Consider the following 21,828-nt stretch of genomic DNA (forward strand, 5'->3'; position numbering starts at 1 on the left):
AGGATGCTGAACCTCAAAGGCGTCGCAGTCGCGCTGGTGCTGCTGGCCGGTAACGCCCAGGCGGCTGTTTCGCCTCAGGATGCGGCCAGGCTGGGCACCAGCCTGATGCCACTTGGCGGCGAGAAGGCCGGCAACGCAGCGGGCACCATTCCGGCCTGGACAGGCGGGATCACCCAGGCACCGGCTGGTTATCAAGGCTCGGGCAAGCACCATGTCGATCCTTTCGCGAACGACAAGCCGCTGTTCACCATCACCAAGGCCAACCTGCAGCAGTACCGGGACAACCTCACACCTGGGCAGATCGCACTGTTCGAAGCCTACCCGGATACCTACCAGATGCCGGTGTACACCAGTCGCCGTTCCGGTTCGGCGCCGCAGTGGGTCTACGACAACACGGCGAAGAACGCGCTCAGCGCCAAGCTGCTCGACGGCGGCAACGGCTTCGCCGATGCCTACGGTGGCATCCCGTTCCCGATCCCGCAGAGCGGTGTCGAGGCGCTGTGGAACCACATCGCCCGTTATCGCGGTACCTACATCGTACGGCGTGCCTCGGAAGTGGCGGTGCAGCGCAATGGCTCCTACTCGCTGGTCACCTCGCAACAGGAAGCGATGTTCAAGTTCTACGACCCCAAGGGCAGTTACGCCAACCTGAACAACATCCTCTTCTACTACCTGTCGTTCACCCGCAGCCCGGCGCGTCTGGCCGGTGGCGCGGTGTTGGTCCACGAGACCCTCGATCAGGTCAAGGAGCCGCGTCAGGCCTGGGGGTACAACGCCGGTCAGCGCCGTGTGCGGCGAGCACCTAATCTCGCCTATGACACGCCGATCTCCGCAGCCGATGGCCTGCGTACCGCCGATGACACCGACATGTTCAACGGCGCTCCGGATCGTTACGACTGGAAGCTGGTCGGCAAGAAGGAAATCTACATCCCCTACAACAACTACAAGGTCACCAGCCCGCAGGTCAAATACGAGGATCTGCTGCAGGTCGGTCACCTCAATCCGGCTTTCACCCGCAATGAACTGCACCGGGTGTGGGTCGTGGAGGGCACGCTCAAGCCCGGCGCCCGGCACATCTATTCCAAGCGAACCCTGTATCTCGACGAAGACAGCTGGCAGGCTGCGGTGGTCGATCAGTACGATGGTCGGGGGGAATTGTGGCGCGTGTCTCTGGCGTATCTGAAGAACTACTATGAGCTGCCGACTACCTGGTCTGCGCTGGATGTCTTCCACGATCTGCAGGCGCGTCGCTACCACGTACAGAATCTGGATAACGAAGAAGCCAATACCATCGACTTCAGTCAGCCTGCCGTCGATGATGGCTACTTCACGCCGGCAGCGCTGCGCCGCCGCGGGACTCGCTGAGTCGATGGCGCGATCGACTGCGCGGCTGTCATTCGCGCGGTCGATAACGCGGGCTTTTTCTTACAAAACAGTGGATTTTGGATCCGCAAAGGCCGCTAGCATGAGCGTCGCTTCACAGGCGCTGGCAATAACAAGAAGAAGGGGGAGTTTTGTATGAGTGAGCCCATTTTGCGGCGCATCAGGGGCGGGAAAAGCGTGCAGCCGGTGCTGCAGGCACTATCGCTGTGCGCGCTGCTGGTGGCCGCCGCGCCGCTCGTGCAGGCGCAAGCCCCTGACGAGGCCGTCAGCTATTCGGTACCTTCGGCAAAGGCCGTGTCCAGCCTGTTGCTCGATATCGCTCACGCTGGCAAACGCCTGGTGGCGGTCGGTGAGCGCGGCCACATCCTCTATTCCGATAACGATGGCACGAGCTGGGAGCAGGCCAAGGTACCGACCCGGCAGATGCTCACTGCGGTGTTCTTCGTCGATGACAAGCACGGCTGGGCGGTCGGCCACGACGCCCTGGTATTGGCGACCACCGATGGCGGTGCCACCTGGGTCAAGCAGTTCGAGGACCTGCAGCGCGAGGCGCCGTTGCTCGACGTCTGGTTCAAGGATCTGCAACACGGCTTCGCCATCGGCGCCTACGGGGCGCTGCTGCAAACCAGCGATGGTGGCGCCACCTGGGAAGATGTCAGCGACCGTCTCGACAACGAGGACGCCTATCACCTCAACGGCATCGCCGAGGTGAAGGACACCGGCCTGTTCATCGTCGGCGAGATGGGCAGTCTGTTTCGCTCCGTCGATGGCGGCGAAACCTGGGAGACTCTGGAGGGCCCGTACCAGGGTTCGCTGTTCGGCGTGCTGGCCACCGGCGAGCCCCGCGGCCTGCTGGTCTATGGCCTGCGCGGGCACCTGTTCCAGTCCACCGACGGCGGTGACAGTTGGCAGCAGATCCCGTTGGCTACCGCCAGCGGCGGCACCCTGGAGTTTGGCCTGGCCAGCGCGGCCTTGCTCGATAACGGCAGTATCGTGGTGGTCGGGCATGGCGGCAGCGTGCTAACCAGCAGCGATCGCGGCCACAGCTTCAGCGTGTTCAATCGCCCGGATCGAGTGTCGCTGGCGGGCGTGACCGCAGGTGCCGATGGCAAGCTGATTCTGGTCGGGCAGGGCGGCGTACGCCTGACCTCGTCGACCGGTGCCAATCCAGGCCAACAATAACAAGCTGGGGTAGTGTTCGATGAGTAACCATCACCAAGACAAGGCTAGCCTGCTTGAGCGCCTGATCTTCAACAACCGGCCGGCGGTGATCCTGATCTGCCTGCTGGTCAGCGTGTTTCTGTTCTTCCAGGCCACTCAGGTCAGGCCGTCGACCAGCTTCGAGAAGATGATCCCGCTGAGCCATCCGTTCATTCAGAACATGATGGAACACCGCAACGACCTGGCCAACCTGGGCAATACCGTGCGTATTTCCGTGGAGGCCAAGAATGGCGACATCTTCAGCAAGGAGTACATGGAGACGCTGCGTCTGATCAACGACGAAGTGTTCTACATTCCAGGTGTCGACCGCTCCGGGCTGAAGTCGCTGTGGAGCCCCAGCGTGCGCTGGACCGAAGTCACCGAAGAGGGCTTCGCCGGTGGCGAGGTGATCCCGCAGACCTACGACGGCAGCCCGCAGAGCCTCGAGGAACTGCGCAGCAACGTGCTCAAGTCCGGGCAGATCGGTCGCCTGGTGGCGAACAACTTCAAGTCCAGCATCATCGATGTGCCGCTGCTCGAGTCCTACCCGGACCCCCAGGACCAGGGCCGCTTGATCAAGCTCGACTACCAGGAGTTCTCGCACCAGCTGGAAGAGAAGATCCGCAGCAAGTACCAGGCGCAGAATCCCGACGTGCAGGTGCACATCATCGGCTTCGCCAAGAAGGTCGGTGACCTGATCGATGGCCTGGTCATGGTGGCGCTGTTCTTTGGCGTGGCGCTGTTGATCACCTTCGTGCTGCTGTACTGGTTCACCTGGTGCATCCGCAGCACTATCGCGGTGCTGATCACCACCCTGGTGGCGGTGGTCTGGCAACTGGGCATGATGCACTCGGTCGGCTTCGGCCTCGATCCGTATTCCATGCTGGTGCCGTTCCTGATCTTCGCCATCGGTATTTCCCACGGCGTGCAGAAGATCAACGGCATCGCCCTGCAATCCGGCGGCTGCGAAGATGCGTTGACCGCAGCGCGGCTGACGTTCCGGCAGCTGTTCCTGCCGGGAATGATCGCCATCCTCGCCGACGCCGTCGGCTTCATCACCCTGTTGCTGATCGATATCGGCGTGATCCGTGAACTGGCCATCGGCGCGTCCATCGGTGTCGCGGTCATCGTCTTCACCAACCTGATCCTGCTGCCAGTGGCGATTTCCTATATCGGCATCAGCAAGAAGGCGGTGGAGCGCAGCAAGCGTGACGCGGTGAGTGAGCATCCGTTCTGGCGTCTGCTGTCGAACTTCGCCAGTTCCAGGGTCGCGCCGGTTTCCGTGGCGTTGGCCCTGTTCGCCGGTATCGGCGGCTTCTGGTACCAGCAGCAGAACCTGCAGGTCGGCGACCTCGATCAGGGCGCGCCCGAGCTGCGTCCGGATTCGCGCTACAACCTCGACAACGATTTCGTGATCCGCAACTACTCGACCAGCTCCGATGTGCTGGTGGTGATGGTCAAGACCGCGCCGGAAGGCTGTTCGACCTACGAAGCCCTGGCGGCCATGGACGAGCTGATGTGGACGATGGACAACACGCCCGGTGTGCAGTCGGCGATCTCCATGGTCAGCGTGTCGCGGCAACTGATCAAGGGCATGAACGAGGGCAACCTGAAATGGGAAACCCTGTCGCGCAATCAGGACGTGCTCAACAACTCCATCGCCCGCGCTGACGGCCTGTACAACGCCGACTGCTCGGTGGCACCGGTGCTGGTGTTCCTTCAGGACCACAAGGCCGAGACGCTGAAGCGTGCGGTGGCGGCGGTAGAAGGTTTCGTCGAGGAGCATAAGTCCGAAAACGTCGAGTTCCTGCTGGCTGCCGGTAACGCCGGTATCGAGGCCGCGACCAACGAAGTGATCAGCACCTCGGAGCTGCTTATCCTGGTCTTGGTGTACCTGTGCGTCGGCATCATGTGCATGATCACCTTCCGCTCGTTCGCCGCCACCGTGTGCATCGTGTTGCCACTGATCCTCACCTCGATCCTCGGCAACGCCCTGATGGCGTTCCTGGGCATCGGCGTGAAGGTCGCGACCCTGCCGGTGATCGCACTGGGCGTGGGGATCGGCGTGGACTACGGCATCTACATCTACAGTCGCCTGGAAACCTTCCTGCGGGCTGGCTTGCCGTTGCAGGAAGCCTACTACCAGACCCTGCGCTCCACCGGCAAGGCGGTGCTGTTCACCGGGCTGTGCCTGGCCATCGGCGTGGCGACCTGGATGTTCTCGGCGATCAAGTTCCAGGCCGACATGGGCCTGATGCTGACCTTCATGTTCATCGTCAACATGTTCGGCGCCCTGTGGCTGCTGCCTGCGCTGGCGCACTTCCTGATCAAACCGGAGAAGCTGGCAGGCAAGAAGGGCGGTTCGTTGCTGGCCCATTGAAACCGATGGCGACATGAAGAAACCGCGGCCAGGCCGCGGTTTTTTTTTGCCCGCCTTTCCCTGCAGCCACTCTTCGGGCCATGCGTGTTTTCTTCAATACGCCTCGGTGGCCACCGGTTAATTTGCCTCACTCCAAATCAGTGGTGGGGCATGCGTGATGAGTCTGTTTCTGTCCATGGCGGCCTTTGCACTGGCCGCCTCCATTTCTCCCGGACCGGTCAATCTGCTTTCGTTGAGCACTGGTGCGCGGCATGGATTGCGGGTTGCGTTGCGACATGTCGCTGGCGCGACGCTGGGCTTCACGTTGCTGCTGGTGCTGATCGGCATGGGGCTGCACGAACTGTTGTCACTATTACCCGGGCTGACCGTGGCGATTCAGTGGGCGGGCGTGGCTTTCTTGTTGTACCTGGCGTGGCGATTGGCAGCCGACGATGGGGCGCTGCAGGCGGGCGAAGGCGCACCGGTCGCTTCGTTCATGCACGGCGCGCTCATGCAATGGCTGAATCCCAAAGCCTGGCTGGCGGCAATCGCTGGCATGGGCGCCTTCGTTGCCGATGGTGAGGCCTTGCTGGTCTGGCAGTTCGCCGCGATCTACTGCGTGGTCTGCTACCTGTCGCTGGCCTGCTGGGCCTATGCCGGTACCTGCTTGCAGCCGTACCTGCAGGCGCCGCAGCGGGTGCGGGTTTTCAATCGGGTGCTGGCGGGGTTGTTGGTGGCCAGTGCGGGGTATCTGGTGTTGGCGTAAGCCCGTTAAAGCCTATTCACGGTCTTTAAGCGCATGAAGCGGCAACTACAAGGCATCCCTGCGTAGGGTGGACAACGCTCTTTTTGTCCACCACTACGATCGCAGAGCGGTGGACGGGTGAAGCGTCGTCCACCCTACAAAAGGCCGCTCCCGCCACTTAGCTGCCGAAATCGATGAACCTGGGCTGAAAGATTATGAACAGGTTCTTAGAGCGCCACAGAACCGGAGCTCGGCATTGGGCCGGGTATTGCGTGGTTGTCCCTAGCCGCGGTACTGGCCGGGGGTGGCAGCGAGGAATTGCTTGAAGGTGCGCTGGAAATGGGCCTGGTCGGCGAAGCCGGCTTCCAGAGCCACGTCGGCCAGTGGGGCGCCGTTCTTCAGGCGGGAGTGGGCGAACTGGATGCGGCGGTTGAGCAGGTAGGCGTGGGGCGTCATGCCGTAACGTTGCTTGAAACCACGAATCAGTTGCGACGGTGACAGCTGCGCGGCTTCGCACAGGGTGTCGAGCCTGAGCGTTTCTCCGCAGTGCTGGTGGATCAGGCGGGCGGCGTGTTCCAGGCGTGGATTCATGCGCTCATCGCTGTCGCCCTCCAGCGCCAGGCGTTGCAGCGCGAGGCTGAAGAAGGCCGTGGCCTGAGCGGCCTTGCCGTTCGCGCCAAGGCTGGGGTCGAGCAAGGTTTCGCGCAGTTGCAGCAGGCCCTCATACAGTTCGGCATCGTCACTGGCGATGCAGGCGAAGCGCTGGAAGACCGGCGTATCGGTCAGCCCCTGCGCTTGCTGCAGGTGGCCCAGCCACTGCGGGTCGACATACAGCATCAGGTACGACCAGGGTTGCCCGTCGATGGGGTTGCAGGCGTGCACGTCGCCGGGATTCATCAGCACTACCGTGCCCTGGCTGACGTGACGGTCCACATCGCGATTGCTGTAGGTGCTCTGCCCACGGGTGATTGCTCCGATGGAGAAGATCTCGTGGCTGTGCCGGCCATAGCAGACCTGACGGCCATCCTCGATCGAGCGCAGTTCGACGAAGGGCAGGGCGGCGTCACGCCAGAAGCTGGGAAGCGCGGACACCGGCTGCTCGATCATTGGCCTTTCCTGTTCAGCGAGGATAAAGAGGTGGCAACTGGGTGGTTTCCGGGCCGTTTTCCTGAGCGCTTTCGGCTGCCGGCAGCTCGCCGATGGCCTGCCACAGCTGAGCGCCCTGCCAGTGTTGGCCACTTTCGCTGTACAGCGCGCCGTTGAGGCCATCGAGGGCTTCGGACAGCGGCGCGAACCGGGCTGCCATATCGGCCAGGGTTTCCGGTTGCTGGCGTGCCCAGGCGTCGAGGGCCTGGCGGGTGGCCTGGCTGTCGTTGGCCAGGCAGGCGCGCTTGAGATCATCGAGCAGGGTGCGTGGGCTCGGGCCGCTCTGTGCGGCACGCTGGATGGCTGGCTGGCGCCGTGCGTGCCACCACAGGCCGAAGCCGAGCACAGTGGTCAGGGCGAACAGCACGCTGCTCAGCTGCCATGGCCACAGCAGGACGTCCTCGACAGGGGCGCTGCGCGGGCGCGGCTCCACCGGTTGCTCCACGCTCATGGCCGGGTCCGCTGCCACTTCCAGGCTGCGTCCCGGGAGGCTGCTGCGCTCCAGGCGGTCTTCGTGGGTGTTCCACCACACCACCTCGACTGCCGGCAGCTCCAGCGTGCCGGCCTTGCTGGCCACCAGGGCCTCACGCTCCTCTCGGCTGCCGATCAGGCCGCGCTCGCTGCTTTCATTGTTCAACTGCGGCTGGTCCGGATAGCGGCGCAGACCGTCCACGGTGGTCGCTGGCAGCGGCGGCAACTGAGCACTTGAGAGTCCGTCGGCCTTGAGCATCAGGCTGCGGGTCAGCGAGTCACCGACCTTGACCTGGCCGGGCTCCGGGCTCCAGGCCTCGGCCAGGCTCAGGGCGCGGGCCGGCAGCCAGGGCACGTCAGCGGGGTAATCGGCAGGCTTTGCCTTGACCGTCAGCGGTATTTCCGGGGATTTGACCCGCGTGACCTTGCCGGGGCGCGGCCCGAATGGCAGGTAGTCGTTCTTGTTGGAGCGATCGACCAGGGTGGCGCTGAACACCTGGCCGGGAATCGTCAGTTGGCCGCTCTTCTGCGGGAAGATCGCATAACGCAGCTCGATCACTCCATGGCGGACGCCGCCAATGTCCTGTTCATAGGTGCGTGGTTCGCCCAGGGATTCGACGCGGGCATCGGCGATTTCCAGCGGTGTCAGGCTGCTGTCGTCGTACAGCGACACTGAGTGGTAGATGCGCAGGGTCAGCACGCTCTGCGCCTGCACGTAGACGCTCTCGTGATCCAGGCTGGCATCGATGAACACCGGTGCCATCTGCTCGTCCGCACTCTTGGTGGTCGACTCCAGCACGTGCAGGCTGATCGGCTGACTCTGCGAGTTGCCCAGGCGCAGCGGAGGCACCACCACATAGCCGCTGTGGCGCGGTCGCAGGGTGACGATCCAGCGTGTGGTGGCGCGCGCTTCGCCATCCAGGGTGGTGAGGCGATTGACCTGGCGGGTGCCGAGCACTTCGAAGAGTTCGTTGAGCGGCGCCAGGTCGGGTTTGCCGAACTGGGTCGAGTCCGTGGACTCCAGTGTCAGGTCGACGCTTTCGCCGAGGTTCAGCCGGCTGCGGTCGACGCTGGCGATAAAGTCCTGCGCGCTGGCCTGAAACGCCAGCAGGCAGAGGAGCAGGGTGCAGAGCAGGCGGGTCATCGTGGCTGTTCCTGACGCTGTTGCTGTTCGTACCAGAATTTGCGGCGCAGCAATTCGCCCGGGTCATCGGGGATTTGCCGCAGCCATTGTTCAAGAGCCTGGCGGCGCTCGCCATCGAGCGGTCCATCGACTTCCGCCGTGCCCGTATCGGCCGGTGGTGATGCCGGCGTTTCTGCGTTCTCCCCTGTCTCGGAGGGCTGGCCCGGCGAGGTTTTCGGATCGCTCGGTGGCTGTTGCTCCTGCGGCGTGCCAGGCTGGCCCTGACTGCTCTCGCGCTCGTCCGGTGTAGGCGCCGCAGATTGACCGGGCTGCTGCTGTTCGTCGTGTTCCTCGCGCTGCTGCTCGTCCGGCTGGTCTTTCTGCTGGCTTTGCTGCTGTTCACGCTGGCGCAGCAGTTCTTCCACCAGTGCCTTGTTCTTTTGCGCCTGCAGCAACTGCGGGTCGATTTCCAACGCGCGCTCGTAGGCGTCCACGGCAGCTTCCAACTCGTTGCTGCGGGCCAGGGCGTTGCCGCGGTTGTACAGCGACACCGCGCTGTCGCTCTGGGCGAACTGCTCGGCAGCGGCGGCGTAGTCTCCGGCTTGGTAAAGCGCCAGGCCGCGCCACTGCGGATCGTCGAAACGTTCTGCGGCCTCCTTGGGGCGCTGCGCTTCGAGCAGCCGCTGGCCCTGCTGATCGGCACGCAGCCAGAGGTCGTCGAAGCTGAACGCCATGCCCGTCTGCGGGGTGCCCAGCAACAGCAGCGGCAGACACAGCAGCCAGCCGCGGCGCCCGGCGCAGGCCGCCAGCAACAGCAGGGGCAGCAACAGCCAGTAGCCCTGATCGGCCCAGCTGCGCAGTTGCGTCTTGTGGCCATTGTCGCGCAACTGCTGCGGGCCATCGAGCAGGCCGAGGGTGCGCAGGTCGCGCTCGTCGAGGCTGATGGCGCGGTAATGGCCGCCGAGCTCGCGAGCGAACCGGCTCAACCCGGCGGTGTCCAGGCGCGGGATGAGGATGGCGCCCTGATCGTCTTTCATGAAGGTGCCGTCTTCCTGGACGATCGGTGCGCCCTCGCTGCTGCCGACACCGAGAATGCGCAGGCGCTCGCCACGGCTGCCGAGCAGCTTGCCGATGGCGCTGCGTTCGCTGTCATCGAGACTGCTGGTGATCAGCAGCAGACGCCCCTGGCCCTGAGCGCCGCCCTCGAGCAATTGCAGAGCCTTGGCCACAGCCAGGTCGGCGCGCTTGCCCGGTTCCGGCATGATCGATGGCTTGAGCGCTTCGAGGAGGTTGCGGCTGGTGCCCAGGTCGTCCGACAGCGGTACCACGGTGTGGGCGCTACCGGCGTACACCACGATGGCGGTCTGTGCGTCACCGCGGGCCTGCAGCAGATCGAGCAGTTTGCGGCGGGCCTGGGCCAGGCGGTTGGGCGAGGCGTCGCTGGCCAGCATCTGCGGGGTCAGTTCGAGCATCACCACCAGCGGATCGGCCGGCTTCATGTCGTTCTGTTCCACCCGCTGCCAACTGGGGCCGAGCAGCGCCAGGATGGCCAGCAGCCAGGCCAGACCGAGGGCGATCCACGGCAGGCGACTGCTGCGACCGCGGCCGCCGCGTAGCAGCACGGCATGGAAGGCAGGCGGCAACAACGTCTGCCAGCGGCCGCTGCGTTTTTCCCGATGGGTGAGCAGCCACAGCAGCCAGGCCATCAAGGGCAGCAGCAACAACCACCAGGGGCGCAGCAGGTGGGGCCACAGGCCGGCGAATTCGCTCATGGTGCCTTGCGCCTCAGCCGCTGGGTGAGGGTTAGCCGCTGCTGACGCAGCTGTGGCCACAGGCTACGCATCACCAATGCCAGGCTGAGCACCACGGCCGCAGCCAGGGGCCATGAGTAGAGCGCCAGGGCAGGGCGCGCCAGGGTCGGTTGCTGGGCCACCGGCTCGAGGCGGTCGAGGGTCGCTTCGATGGCCTGCAATTCGTTCTGATCGCGGGCGCGGAAGTACTCGCCGCCGGTGAGTTCGGCAATCGCGCGCAGGGTCGGCTCGTCCAGATCCAGGCTGGGATTGAAACCGAACGCCGCGAAGTTGCCGCCCTGCTGCGGGTCGGCGCCAATCCCGATGGGGTAGATGGTCACACCTTCTTCCGCGGCCAGGCGGGCGGCGATCATCGGCTCGATTTCGCCGCCGTTGTTGGCGCCATCGGTGATCAGCACCAGCACGCGGCTGTGCGCCGGCCGCTGACGCAGCCGTTTGACCGCCAGGCCGATGGCGTCGCCGATGGCGGTGTTCTTGCCGGCGATGCCGATCACCGCTTCGTCGAGCCAGGTGCGCACGGTCTGCCGGTCGAAGGTCAGCGGCGCCTGCAGGTAGGCCTGGCTGCCGAACAGGATCAGCCCGAGCCGGTCGCCGGTGCGACCTTCGATGAAATCGCCCATCAGGTGTTTGACCAACACCAGGCGGCTGACTTCCTCGTCTTCCCAGCGCATGTCGGCGTAATCCATCGAGCCGGATACGTCCACGGCGATCAGCAGATCACGCCCGCTGGCCGGCAACGGCAGCGGCTCGCCGACCCATTCCGGGCGTGCTGTTGCGCTCAGCAGCAGGAGCCAGAGCAGGGCGAAATACACCTGTTTCCTCCAGGGCGGCAGTTGCAGGCGAGCACGTCGACCGGACAGGTTTTCCAGTTCGCCGAGGAAACTCACCTGCAACGCGGCCTCGCCGCTGTCGGCTGGTGGCAGCCACATGCGCAGCAGCCAGGGCAGCGGCGCGAGCAGAAAGATCCACGGCCAGGCGAACTCAAACATGCTTGCGAATCCAGATGGCGACGGCCCCGTTGAGGCCCTCGATGGCCTTGTCGTCCAGCGTGCACTGTGGCTTGTAGGCGCCTTCGACCAGAATCATCCAGCGGGTCAGGCCGGCGGCCGGGCAGCGGTTGTCGAGAAACGCCAGCCAGGCCCGGCTGCTCAGGGTATGGCTGTGGCTGTCCGGGTAACGTTCGCGGCACAGGCGCTTGAGCAAACCGTTGATCTGTTGCAGCCAGGGCCCGGCAGGGGCGCCGTCGTAAGGTTTGCTGAGGCGTTGCAGTTCCTGCAGGGCCGCCTCGCGCAGCGGGTCCAGGGGCTGTTCGGCGGCCTGCCTGCGGGTGGGTTTGGGCAGCCGCTTGAGCAGGCGCCAGGCGCCCCATGCCAACAGCGGCAACAGCAGGGCGAGCAGCCACCAGCCAGGTGCGGGCGGCCACCAGCCAACGGCGGCCGGGGCGATCAGCGGCTGCAGTTGATCGAGCGGGTTCATGCCGATTTACCGGGGCGCAGGTTGTTCAGGTGTTCACGCAACTGCTCGACCAGCTCATGGCGAGTGGACAACGACAGCAGCGGCACCCCGAGCTTCTGCGCCAGGCGCTGCCAGCGTGCCTGACGGGCCTGCGCCTGGGCTGCGTAGCTGTGCTGCAGGTTGGCATCTTCGGTGTCCACTTCCAGTTGGGCGTCACCATCGGCGAAACGCAGCAGGCCGGATGCCGGCAGGGCGTGGTCGAGCGGGTCGGAGACCGGCAGCAGCAACAGGTCGGTATGCCTGGCGAGCAGGATCAGCTGTTGTTCGCTGCTGTCGCTCAAGGTGCGTTCGTCGCAAAGAATCACCACCAGGCTGCCGGGGCGCAGCACTTCCCGGGCCCGGCGCAGGGCCTGACCGAAGCTGTCCCGGTAGACCGGTGCCTCGCCGTCCAGCGCCTGGTTGGCACGGGCCAGGCGGCTGAGCAGTTGCAGCAGGCTCTGTTTGCTGCGCCGCGGTTTGATTTCGTGATGGTCCTGGCCGCCGAATACCAGGCCACCAATGCGATCGTTATGGCCCAGTGCGGCCCAGCCGATCAGCCCGGCGGCACGGGCGGCCAGCACCGATTTGAACATCAGGCCGGAGCCGAAGAACAACTGGCGGCTCTGCTCCACGAGAATGTAGATCGGCCGCTCGCGTTCTTCGTGGAACAGCTTGGTATGCGGCTCCTGAGTGCGTGCGGTAACGCGCCAGTCGATGGTGCGCACGTCGTCACCGGGTTGGTAGACCCGCACCTGATCGAAGTCCACACCGCGCCCGCGCAGCTTCGAATGGTGCAGGCCGATCAGCGGGCTGCGCCTGCCAGGCGAGGAAAACAGCTGCACTTCACGCACGCGGTGGCGCATGTCGATGAGTTGGTTGAGATCGGTACGGATGCCCGCCTGCAGCTCAGGGTTATCCGCGGGCGATTGCATCAGGCTACCGCGACCACGTCGAGGATGCGCTGGATCACGCGATCCTGATCGATGCCCGAGGCTTCCGCCTCGAACGACAGGATGATGCGGTGGCGCAGCACGTCGAACAGCACCGCCTGGATATCTTCGGGGCTGACGAAGTCGCGGCCGGCCAGCCAGGCATGGGCGCGCGCGCAGCGGTCCAGGGCGATGGAGCCACGCGGGCTGGAGCCGTGGGCGATCCACTCGGCCAGCTCGGTGTCGAACTTGCCCGGGGTGCGTGAGGCCATGACCAGCTGCACCAGGTATTCCTCTACCGCATCGGCCATGTACAGGCCGAGAATTTCCTTGCGCGCCGCGAAGATCGCCTGCTGGCTGAGGCGATGATCGGGCTTGGTTTCACCGTGCAGCGCCTCGCCACGGGCCTGGGCGAGGATCTTGCGTTCCACGTTGGCATCGGGGAAGCCGATCTTCACGTGCATCAGGAAGCGGTCGAGCTGCGCCTCGGGAAGCGGGTAGGTGCCTTCCTGCTCGATCGGGTTCTGGGTGGCCATGACCAGAAACAGTGGCGACAGATCGTAGGTGCTACGGCCCACCGACACCTGACGCTCGGCCATGGCCTCGAGCAGTGCCGACTGTACCTTGGCTGGCGCCCGGTTGATCTCGTCGGCGAGCACCAGGTTATGGAAGATCGGCCCCTGCTGGAACACGAAACTGCCGGTTTCCGGGCGATAGATCTCGGTGCCGGTGATGTCGGCAGGCAGCAGGTCCGGGGTGAACTGGATACGGTGGAACTCGGCTTCGATACCTTCGGCCAGCTCCTTGATCGCTTTGGTCTTGGCCAGGCCCGGGGCGCCTTCGACCAGCATGTGGCCGTCAGCGAGCAGGGCGATCAGCAGGCGATCGATGAGCTTTTCCTGACCGAGGATCTGGCTGGCCAGGAAGTGGCGAAGGGCGAGCAGCGCGTCTCTGTGTTCCATAGGTTTTCCAGGATGGAAATCGCGAGCGACGACCCCGCTCGTCAGGGCCGACCATGATAATCGAAGGCAGGGGGGTTAAGCCATGCGGGGCATGCTCTGTTGCGCATATCGCCACACTGCGGCGCTTCGATCGTGTGCCTGGTCACGTATCCGGCCAGCCGCTGCGCCATTGGCGCATGCGGCTGGCGATCCATTCAGGCGATGCGGAACCGATTGGCGCTGTGATTGAGGGCTTCGACCTGACGCGACAGGCCCTGGGTATGTTCGTCGAGGCTCAGGCGCAGGGTCTTGGTCCTGCCGGTGTGCAGGTTGATGTCCTCGACCTTGGCGACTATCTCCTCGGTGGTGCTGGAGATCTGCTCGATGGCGACCACCACCTGACTCATCTCCGTGCTCAGGTGTTCCATGGAGCCGGTGATGCCGTCGATGGCCAGGGCCACTTCGCCGGAGCTGCGCTCGCCCTGTTCGGCGAGGTTCAGGCCGCTGACCATCAATTGATCCATCCGCTGGGTCTGCTGGCGCAGCTCGTTGACGATCAGCGCGATGTCGGTGGTGGCGGCCACGGTCTTCTGGGCCAGGGAGCGTACTTCGTCTGCCACCACCGAGAAGCCACGGCCCGCTTCCCCGGCCCGGGCTGCCTCGATGGCAGCGTTGAGGGCGAGCAGGTTGGTCTGGTCGGCCAGGCCGTTGATCACGTCGATGATGCTGGTGACCTTACCGCTGGACTGGGTGAGGGCGGTGACCTGGGTGTGGGTGTCCTGAATCAGCTGCGAGAGGTGACGCATGTTGTCGGCGCTGGCGACGATCACCGTGGCGCCGTTGCGCGCCGACTGGTAGGCGGCCTGGGTGGCGTTGCCGACATCGGTGGTGCGCTGGGCCATTTCGTTGACCGTGGCGGAAATCTGCTGGGAAGCCGAGGCCGCCTGTTCGGTCTGCATTTCCACCTGCGTGCTGTTTTCCTCCAGGCGGCGCATCGCCTCGTTGAGGTAACTGTGCAGGTGGTTGAGCTCCCGGTTGCCATCGACCACCTGGCGAATCACCCCGGCGATGCCCTGAGTCATCTGGTTGGAGGCGCTGCCCAGCTGGTTGAACTCGTCACGCGGGTTGACGCCCACGTCGATACGCGCGGTGAGGTTGCCGGCGGCCACCTGGGACAGCAGCCGATTGACCTTGTCCAGCTGCGCCATCAGCAGGCGCGAGGCCTGGCTCAGGGTGACCAGCATGAACAGCGAAACCAGCACGAAGGTCAGCGCCATCGTCCAGTTGGCCGCGCTGCGTGCCTGCTCGGCCTGGCGCGTGGTAGCGCTCAGTACGTTCTGCTGCAGGTACAGGTTCTGGGCGTCGATGCTTTCTTCGACCTGGCGACCCTGCTCGAACAGATGCTTCTCGGTGGCGGCGATGCGCCGGATCAGTGTGTCCGCCGTTGTGAAGTCCGCGGTATAGGTGCTTACCGCCTTGCCGACCTGACTGTCCTGCCATTCCAACTCGATGATGCGTGCCTGCAGATCGCTCAGGGCCGCCTGCACGCGTCCGGCGTAGGCCGCATCGAAGGTGGCCAGGTAATCGCGCTGGTTGCTCAGGGCCTCGGCAATCGAGGCCTGAATCAGGCTGATGCTCACGCGCTCGAGGCCTTTGCCGCTTTCGGCGAGCCTGGCACGTTGCCCGGTGAAGGGGGTGAGGCCGAGTTCGTGGGACTGTTCCAGCCAGTTCTGCTGCAGGCGTATGTCGTCCTGCAGCAGTTCGTCGATGTACCGGGCGCTATCGATCAGCGAGGCGTCATTCAAACCTCCGGCGTGCTCGACGTATTGGCGCGCCAGATCGCCAAGCGAGGCGAGGCTGGCCTGGAAATCGGCTTCGCCCTCTGGCGTCAGGCGGCGTCGTTCGGCGCCCAGTTTGAGCCATTGATTCATCAGGGTAGCCGAGGCGCCGGCATAGGCCGTGGCGTTCTCCCGGGCCTGCAGGGCGTTGTCGAGTTTCTGGCTGGCCCAGAACGAGGACGCGGTCATCAGCGCGAGGCTGGAGAGGGTGATGACAATCAGCAGACGAAACTTCTGCTTCCAGGAGAGGAAGAACGGCATGGGGTAGTGTCCATTTGGCATTATTTTTATTGACGCCAGACTTTAGGCGCTGTGCCACTACAGTGCAAGAAGTTGTACGACGTCTGCTTTGCTGGGGACCGTGTGAACGAAAATGTCGCCGCACGGCAAGCGTCAGCGCCTGCACTGTCGTTAAGCTCAGGTGGCCTCTGTGACCGAGAAGTCATCGTTCGAACACTCTGGCAAAGCGGCTGAGCGGGCAATTTCGGGTCGCTGCGCTAAGGTTGAACTCGGACATGGAACACGAATCGCAAAGGAGGGGCTGTTGTCGTTTCAGCACGACCGCGCCGGAGCCTGTTTTGCCGCGAGGCAAGGCACGAGACGCGAAGTTTGGTATTCCAAATGAGTGGCGAGAAACGCTGCCTCGCGGCAAAACAGGCCCGGCCCTGCGGGTTGTGCGAGAAATTTCGCCATGCGTTGTTGGAGGACTTGGCAAGGGAACACCATTCCCGGCGTCCTCCGCCTAGCCTGGCGAGATTTCTCGCTACAACGCGGTTCGTACTGAAACGACAACAGCCCCTCATAGCCCATAGACGGAGCAAAAACATGGCGTTCTTCACCGCGGCCAGCAAAGCCGACTTTCAGCATCAACTGCAAGCGGCCCTGGCGCAGCATCTCAGTGAGCAGGATCTGCCACGAGTGGCCCTGTTCGCTGAACAGTTCTTCGGCATCATCGCCCTCGAGGAACTGACGCAACGGCGTCTTTCCGACCTGGTTGGTTGCACCCTTTCTGCCTGGCGCCTGCTGGCCAGTTTCGATCCTGCCCAGCCCCAGGTACGCGTGTTCAACCCCGACTATGAAAAGCATGGCTGGCAAAGCACGCACACCGGCATCGAAGTGTTGCACCCGGACATCCCGTTCCTCGTCGACTCCGTGCGTATCGAACTCAAGCGCCGCGGTTACAGCATCCATACCCTGCAGAACAGCGTGCTCAGCGTGCGTCGCGACGCTCAGGGCGCGCTCATCGATCTGCTGCCCAAGGGCAGTGCCGGCCCGGATGTCACGCGCGAATCGCTGATGTTCCTGGAGATCAACCGTTGCGCCAGCAACGCCGAGATCAAATCGCTGCAGAAGACTCTGCTCGAAGTGCTCGAAGAAGTGCGCCTCTCCGTTGCCGATTTCCAGCCGATGAAGGCCAAGGCTCAGGAACTGCTGACCAAGCTGGGCGACGGCACCCTTGGCCGCGGCCAGAGCGAAGTCGCCGAGCTGGACGAGATCAAGGTGTTTCTCGACTGGCTGCAGGACGACCACTTCACCTTCCTCGGTTACGAGGAGTTCACCGTTCACGACGACGCCGTCGGTGGCTACCTGCAGTACGACGAAAGCTCGCTGCTGGGCCTTTCCAAGCGCCTGCGCAGCGGTCTGAGCCAGGACGACCTGCGCATCGAGCCCTACGCCCTTGCGTACTTGCGCGAACCCAGCCTGCTGTCCTTCGCCAAGGCCGCGCAGCCGAGCCGCGTGCACCGTCCGGCCTACCCGGATTTCGTTTCCATCCGTGAAATCGACGGCGAAGGCAAGGTGGTCAAGGAGTACCGTTTCCTCGGCATCTACACCTCCACCGCATACAGCGAGAGCGTGCGCGAGATTCCCTACATTCGCCGCAAGGTCGCCGATGTGGAGAAACGCTCCGGTTTCATCTCCCAGGGCCACCTGAGCAAGGAGCTGGTCAAGGTCCTCGAAGTGCTGCCGCGCGATGATCTGTTCCAGACGCCGGTAGACGAGCTGGCCAGCACCGCGCTGTCGATCGTGCAGATTCAGGAGCGCAACAAGGTGCGCCTGTTCCTGCGCTTCGACCCCTACGGTCGTTTCGTCTATGCCCTGGCCTACGTGCCGCGCGACATCTATTCCACCGAGACCCGCCTGCGCATTCAGCAGGTGCTGGTCGATCGCCTGCAGGCCAGCGATTGCGAGTTCTGGACCTACTTCTCCGAGTCGGTATTGGCCCGTGTGCAGTTCATCCTGCGTGTGGACCCGAAGACCAAGCTGGACATCGACCCGCAGCAGCTCGAGCGCGAGGTCATTCAGGCCTGCCGTTCCTGGACCGATGACTACGCCTCCCTGGTCGTGGAGAACTTCGGTGAAGCCAAGGGCACTCGCGTACTTACCGACTTCCCGAAAAGCTTCCCGGCCGGTTACCGCGAGCGCTTCCCGGCGCATTCGGCGGTGGTCGACATGCAGCACCTGCGCAGCCTCTCCGAGGAGCGCCCGCTGGTCATGAGTTTCTACCAGCCGCTGGTGCCGGGTGAGCGCCAGTTGCACTGCAAGCTGTATCACGCCGATACGCCGCTGGCGCTGTCCGACGTGCTGCCGATCCTGGAGAACCTCGGCCTGCGCGTGCTCGGTGAGTTCCCCTATCGCCTGCAGCACCAGAACGGTCGCGAGTTCTGGATTCACGATTTCGCCTTCACCTATGCCGAGGGCATCAAGCTCGACATCCAGCAGCTCAACGACACCCTGCAGGACGCCTTCGTGCACATCGTGCGCGGCGACGCCGAGAACGATGCCTTCAACCGCCTGGTACTGACCGCCGGCCTGCCATGGCGCGACGTGGCGCTGCTGCGTGCCTACGCCCGTTACCTGAAGCAGATCCGTCTGGGCTTCGACCTTGGCTACATCGCCAACACCCTGCTCAATCATGCCGATATCGCTCGCGAGCTGGTGCGTCTTTTCAAGACCCGCTTCTACCTCGCCCGCAAGCTCGGCGCCGATGACCTGCAGGACAAGCAGAACAAGCTGGAACAGGCGATTCTCGGTGCCCTGGACAACGTCGCGGTGCTCAACGAAGACCGCATCCTGCGCCGCTACCTGGACCTGATCAAGGCGACCCTGCGTACCAACTTCTATCAGCCCGATGCCCAGGGTGAGGCGAAGCATTACTTCAGCTTCAAGTTCAACCCGAGCGCGATCCCCGAACTGCCACGACCCGTGCCGAAGTTCGAGATTTTCGTCTACTCGCCGCGCGTCGAAGGCGTGCACCTGCGCTTCGGCAACGTCGCGCGGGGCGGTCTGCGCTGGTCCGACCGTGAAGAGGACTTCCGTACCGAAGTGCTCGGCCTGGTCAAGGCGCAACAGGTCAAGAACGCGGTAATCGTGCCGGTCGGTGCCAAGGGTGGTTTCGTGCCGCGTCGCCTGCCTCTGGGCGGCGGTCGTGACGAGATCCAGGCCGAGGCCATCGCCTGCTACCGCATCTTCATCAGCGGGCTGCTCGACATCACCGACAACCTCAAGGACGGCGACGTCGCGCCACCGGCCAACGTGGTACGCCACGACGTCGATGACCCCTATCTGGTCGTCGCCGCCGACAAGGGCACCGCGACCTTCTCCGACATCGCCAACGGCATTGCCGGCGAATACGGCTTCTGGTTGGGCGATGCCTTCGCCTCGGGCGGTTCTGCCGGTTACGACCACAAGGGCATGGGCATCACCGCCAAGGGCGGCTGGGTTTCCGTGCAGCGTCATTTCCGCGAGCGCGGTATCGACGTGCAGAAGGACCTGACCACCGTGATCGGTATCGGCGACATGGCCGGTGACGTATTCGGCAACGGCCTGCTGCTGTCCGAATCGCTGCAGATGGTCGCAGCGTTCAACCACCTGCACATTTTCATCGACCCGAATCCCGATGCGGCGCGCAGCTTCATCGAGCGCAAGCGTCTGTTCGATCTGCCACGTTCGAGCTGGGCCGACTACGACACCTCGCTGATTTCCCAGGGCGGCGGCATCTTCCTGCGCAGCGCCAAGAGCATCGCCATCAGCCCGGAAATGAAGGCCCGTTTCGACATCCAGGCCGACAAGCTGGCACCTACCGAGCTGCTCAATGCACTGCTCAAGGCACCGGTGGATCTGATCTGGAACGGTGGTATCGGTACCTACGTCAAATCCAGCCGGGAAAGCCATGCGGACGTCGGCGACAAGGCCAACGACCTGCTGCGCGTCGACGGTCGTGAACTGCGCGCCAAGGTGGTGGGCGAGGGCGGCAACCTGGGCATGACCCAGCTCGGCCGTGTCGAGTTCGGCCTCAACGGCGGCGCCAGCAACACCGATTTCATCGACAACGCCGGTGGTGTGGACTGCTCCGACCACGAGGTGAACATCAAGATCCTGCTCAACGAGATTGTCACCGCCGGCGACATGACCGGCAAGCAGCGCAACACGCTGCTCGCCGAGATGACCGAAGACGTCGGCAATCTGGTGTTGGGCAACAACTACAAGCAGACCCAGGCCCTGTCGCTCGCCGAGCGTCGTGCCCGTGAGCGTCAGGGTGAATACAAGCGCCTCATGGCGGCCATGGAAGCGACCGGCAAGCTCGACCGTGCCCTGGAATTCCTGCCTACCGAAGAGGAGCTCAACGAGCGCGCCACCAAGGGCCAGGGCCTGACCCGTCCTGAGCTCTCGGTGCTGATTTCCTACAGCAAGATCGAGCTGCAGGAGTCGCTGATCAAGTCCGACATCGCCGACGACGATTACCTGGCCCGCGAAATGGAGACCGCCTTCCCGCCGCGCCTGGCCCAGCAGTATGGCGAGGCCATGCGCCGTCACCGCCTCAAGCGCGAGATCGTCAGCACGCAGATCGCCAACGATCTGGTCAACCACATGGGCATCACCTTCGTGCAGCGCCTGAAGGAGTCCACCGGGGTGGGTTCGGCGCAGGTAGCCGCTGCCTACGTCGTGGTGCGTGACGTGTTCCACCTGCCGTTCTGGTGGCGGCAGATCGAGGCCCTGGACAACCAGGTGCCGGCCGATCTGCAGTTGACCATGATGGATGAGCTGATGCGCCTCGGCCGTCGTGCCACTCGCTGGTACCTGCGCAGCCGTCGCAACGACCTGGACGCTGCCCGCGACGTCGCCCACCTCGGGCCACGGGTCAAGGCCCTGGCCATGCGTCTGGACGAATTGCTCGAAGGGCCGGCTCGCGACCAGTGGATGGCGCGCTACCAGACCTACGTTGAAGCCGGTGTGCCGGAGCTGCTGTCCCGCGTGGTGGCGGGCACGGGGCACCTGTACACGCTGCTGCCGATCATCGAATCGGCAGACCTCACCGGCCGCGAGCCCACCGAAGTGGCCTCGGCGTACTTCGCCGTTGCCGACGCGCTGGATCTGTCGTGGTACCTGCAGCAGATCAGCGGCCTGAGCGTGGAAAGCAACTGGCAGGCCCTGGCCCGCGAGGCATTCCGCGATGACCTGGATGCCCAGCAACGGGCCATCACGGTGTCCGTGCTGCAACTGCCGGGCGGCCCGGAGTCCATCGAGGAGCGCGTCGAAGCCTGGCTGGAGCAGAACCGTCGCCTGGTGGACCGCTGGAAGGCCATGCTGGCCGAGCTGCGCTCTGCCTCCGGGAGCGATTACGCCATGTACGCCGTGGCCAATCGCGAACTGAGCGATCTGGCGCAAAGCCAGCTGCCGGTGTTGCCAGCTTGATCCACTGAGCTAGCGCAACAAACGAAAACGCCCCGACTGGTTCGGGGCGTTTTTTTATCTGCGATTCCTCCAGGCCGGATCATCCGCGTCGGCCATCCGATTCGCCCGCAAGCGGGCTCCTACAGAACCGAGGTATTCGCTGGTTGGGTGGCGGGCTTGATCGCGTAGGAGCCCGCTTGCGGGCGCTGGAGTGGTGGCCGCACCGCGATACCCGCGTTGGTCACCATTCCGGTAGACGCAGCTCCTGGTGCCATTGCGCACCATCTGCCGTGATCCGCTGCGGTTGGGTGGGCAGACCGCTGCCGTCTAGGCCGGATCATCCGCGTCGGCTATCCGATTCGCCCGCGAGCGGGCTCCTACAGAAACGGGGTGTTCGCTGGTTGGGTGGCGGGCTCGATTGCGTAGGAGCCCGCTTGCGGGCGATGGAGTTGTGGCCGTACCGCGATACCTGCGTTGGTCCCATTCCGGTAGACGCAACCCTTGGCGCCATCCGCTGTGGTTGAGCGAGGCGACACCGGAGATCCTTCTCCCACAGACCGCTGCCCTCCAGGCCGGATCATGCGCGTCGGCCATCCGATTCGCCCGCAAACGGTCTCCTACAGAACCGGTGTGTTCGCTGGTTGGGCGGCGGGCTCAATCGCGTAGGAGCCCGCTTGCGGGCGATGGAGTTGTGGCCGTACCGCGATACCTGCGT

13 protein-coding genes are annotated in these 21,828 nt (G+C 64.2%); 5 read left to right on the plus strand and 8 right to left on the minus strand.

The genetic code is table 11. The features are described 5' to 3' along the window. Positions 1-3 precede the first annotated feature (3 nt). From QRN22_RS00850 to QRN22_RS00865, 4 genes are all read left to right on the plus strand, one after another. Positions 4-1,365, plus strand: a complete 1,362-nt coding sequence (locus QRN22_RS00850; protein ID WP_042552842.1) for a DUF1329 domain-containing protein — start codon at positions 4-6, stop codon at positions 1,363-1,365. 153 nt (positions 1,366-1,518) lie between these two features. Continuing rightward, positions 1,519-2,565: a WD40/YVTN/BNR-like repeat-containing protein gene (locus QRN22_RS00855; protein WP_042552843.1), complete on the plus strand. Its 1,047-nt coding sequence runs from the start codon at positions 1,519-1,521 to the stop codon at positions 2,563-2,565. A 19-nt stretch (positions 2,566-2,584) separates the two neighbouring features. Further along, on the plus strand, positions 2,585-4,963 hold the full coding sequence (locus QRN22_RS00860) for an efflux RND transporter permease subunit (protein WP_042552844.1): 2,379 nt from the start codon (positions 2,585-2,587) through the stop codon (positions 4,961-4,963). Between the two features lie 157 nt (positions 4,964-5,120). After that, positions 5,121-5,708 carry a LysE family translocator gene (locus QRN22_RS00865; protein ID WP_042552845.1) on the plus strand — a complete coding sequence of 196 codons (588 nt, stop codon included), beginning with the start codon at positions 5,121-5,123 and terminating at the stop codon, positions 5,706-5,708. A gap of 261 nt (positions 5,709-5,969) precedes the next feature. On the opposite strand, the gene QRN22_RS00870 is transcribed toward QRN22_RS00865, so the two are convergent. The 8 genes from QRN22_RS00870 to QRN22_RS00905 all read right to left on the minus strand — a co-directional run bounded on the left by QRN22_RS00870 (position 5,970) and on the right by QRN22_RS00905 (position 15,701). After that, the gene (locus QRN22_RS00870; protein WP_042552846.1) at positions 5,970-6,794 is read right to left on the minus strand and encodes a helix-turn-helix domain-containing protein; all 825 of its coding nucleotides are present in this window, start codon (positions 6,792-6,794) and stop codon (positions 5,970-5,972) included. A gap of 13 nt (positions 6,795-6,807) precedes the next feature. Next, the gene (locus tag QRN22_RS00875; RefSeq protein ID WP_042552847.1) at positions 6,808-8,448 is read right to left on the minus strand and encodes a BatD family protein; all 1,641 of its coding nucleotides are present in this window, start codon (positions 8,446-8,448) and stop codon (positions 6,808-6,810) included. Beyond that, positions 8,445-10,199, minus strand: a complete 1,755-nt coding sequence (locus QRN22_RS00880; RefSeq protein ID WP_042552848.1) for a VWA domain-containing protein — start codon at positions 10,197-10,199, stop codon at positions 8,445-8,447. Before QRN22_RS00880 ends, QRN22_RS00875 begins: the two co-directional genes overlap by 4 nt. Beyond that, positions 10,196-11,227 carry a vWA domain-containing protein gene (locus QRN22_RS00885; protein ID WP_042552849.1) on the minus strand — a complete coding sequence of 344 codons (1,032 nt, stop codon included), beginning with the start codon at positions 11,225-11,227 and terminating at the stop codon, positions 10,196-10,198. Before QRN22_RS00885 ends, QRN22_RS00880 begins: the two co-directional genes overlap by 4 nt. After that, positions 11,220-11,714, minus strand: coding sequence for a DUF4381 domain-containing protein (locus tag QRN22_RS00890; RefSeq protein ID WP_042552850.1), 495 nt, complete (start codon positions 11,712-11,714; stop codon positions 11,220-11,222). The genes QRN22_RS00885 and QRN22_RS00890 overlap by 8 nt, the downstream gene beginning before the upstream one ends. Next, positions 11,711-12,664 (minus strand): DUF58 domain-containing protein, encoded by a 954-nt coding sequence (locus tag QRN22_RS00895; RefSeq protein WP_042552851.1) that lies wholly within the window; start codon positions 12,662-12,664, stop codon positions 11,711-11,713. Before QRN22_RS00895 ends, QRN22_RS00890 begins: the two co-directional genes overlap by 4 nt. Beyond that, on the minus strand, positions 12,664-13,623 hold the full coding sequence (locus QRN22_RS00900; RefSeq protein ID WP_042552852.1) for an AAA family ATPase: 960 nt from the start codon (positions 13,621-13,623) through the stop codon (positions 12,664-12,666). Before QRN22_RS00900 ends, QRN22_RS00895 begins: the two co-directional genes overlap by 1 nt. 194 nt (positions 13,624-13,817) lie before the next feature. Further along, on the minus strand, positions 13,818-15,701 hold the full coding sequence (locus QRN22_RS00905) for a methyl-accepting chemotaxis protein (RefSeq protein ID WP_042552853.1): 1,884 nt from the start codon (positions 15,699-15,701) through the stop codon (positions 13,818-13,820). A gap of 564 nt (positions 15,702-16,265) precedes the next feature. Between QRN22_RS00905 and QRN22_RS00910 the strand changes: the two genes are divergently transcribed. After that, positions 16,266-21,134, plus strand: a complete 4,869-nt coding sequence (locus QRN22_RS00910) for an NAD-glutamate dehydrogenase (RefSeq protein WP_042552854.1) — start codon at positions 16,266-16,268, stop codon at positions 21,132-21,134. The last annotated feature ends 694 nt before the right edge of the window (positions 21,135-21,828 follow it).

Source organism: Pseudomonas sp. MEJ086, assembly GCF_030209025.1.
Taxonomy (GTDB): Bacteria; Pseudomonadota; Gammaproteobacteria; order Pseudomonadales; family Pseudomonadaceae; genus Aquipseudomonas; species Aquipseudomonas fulva_A.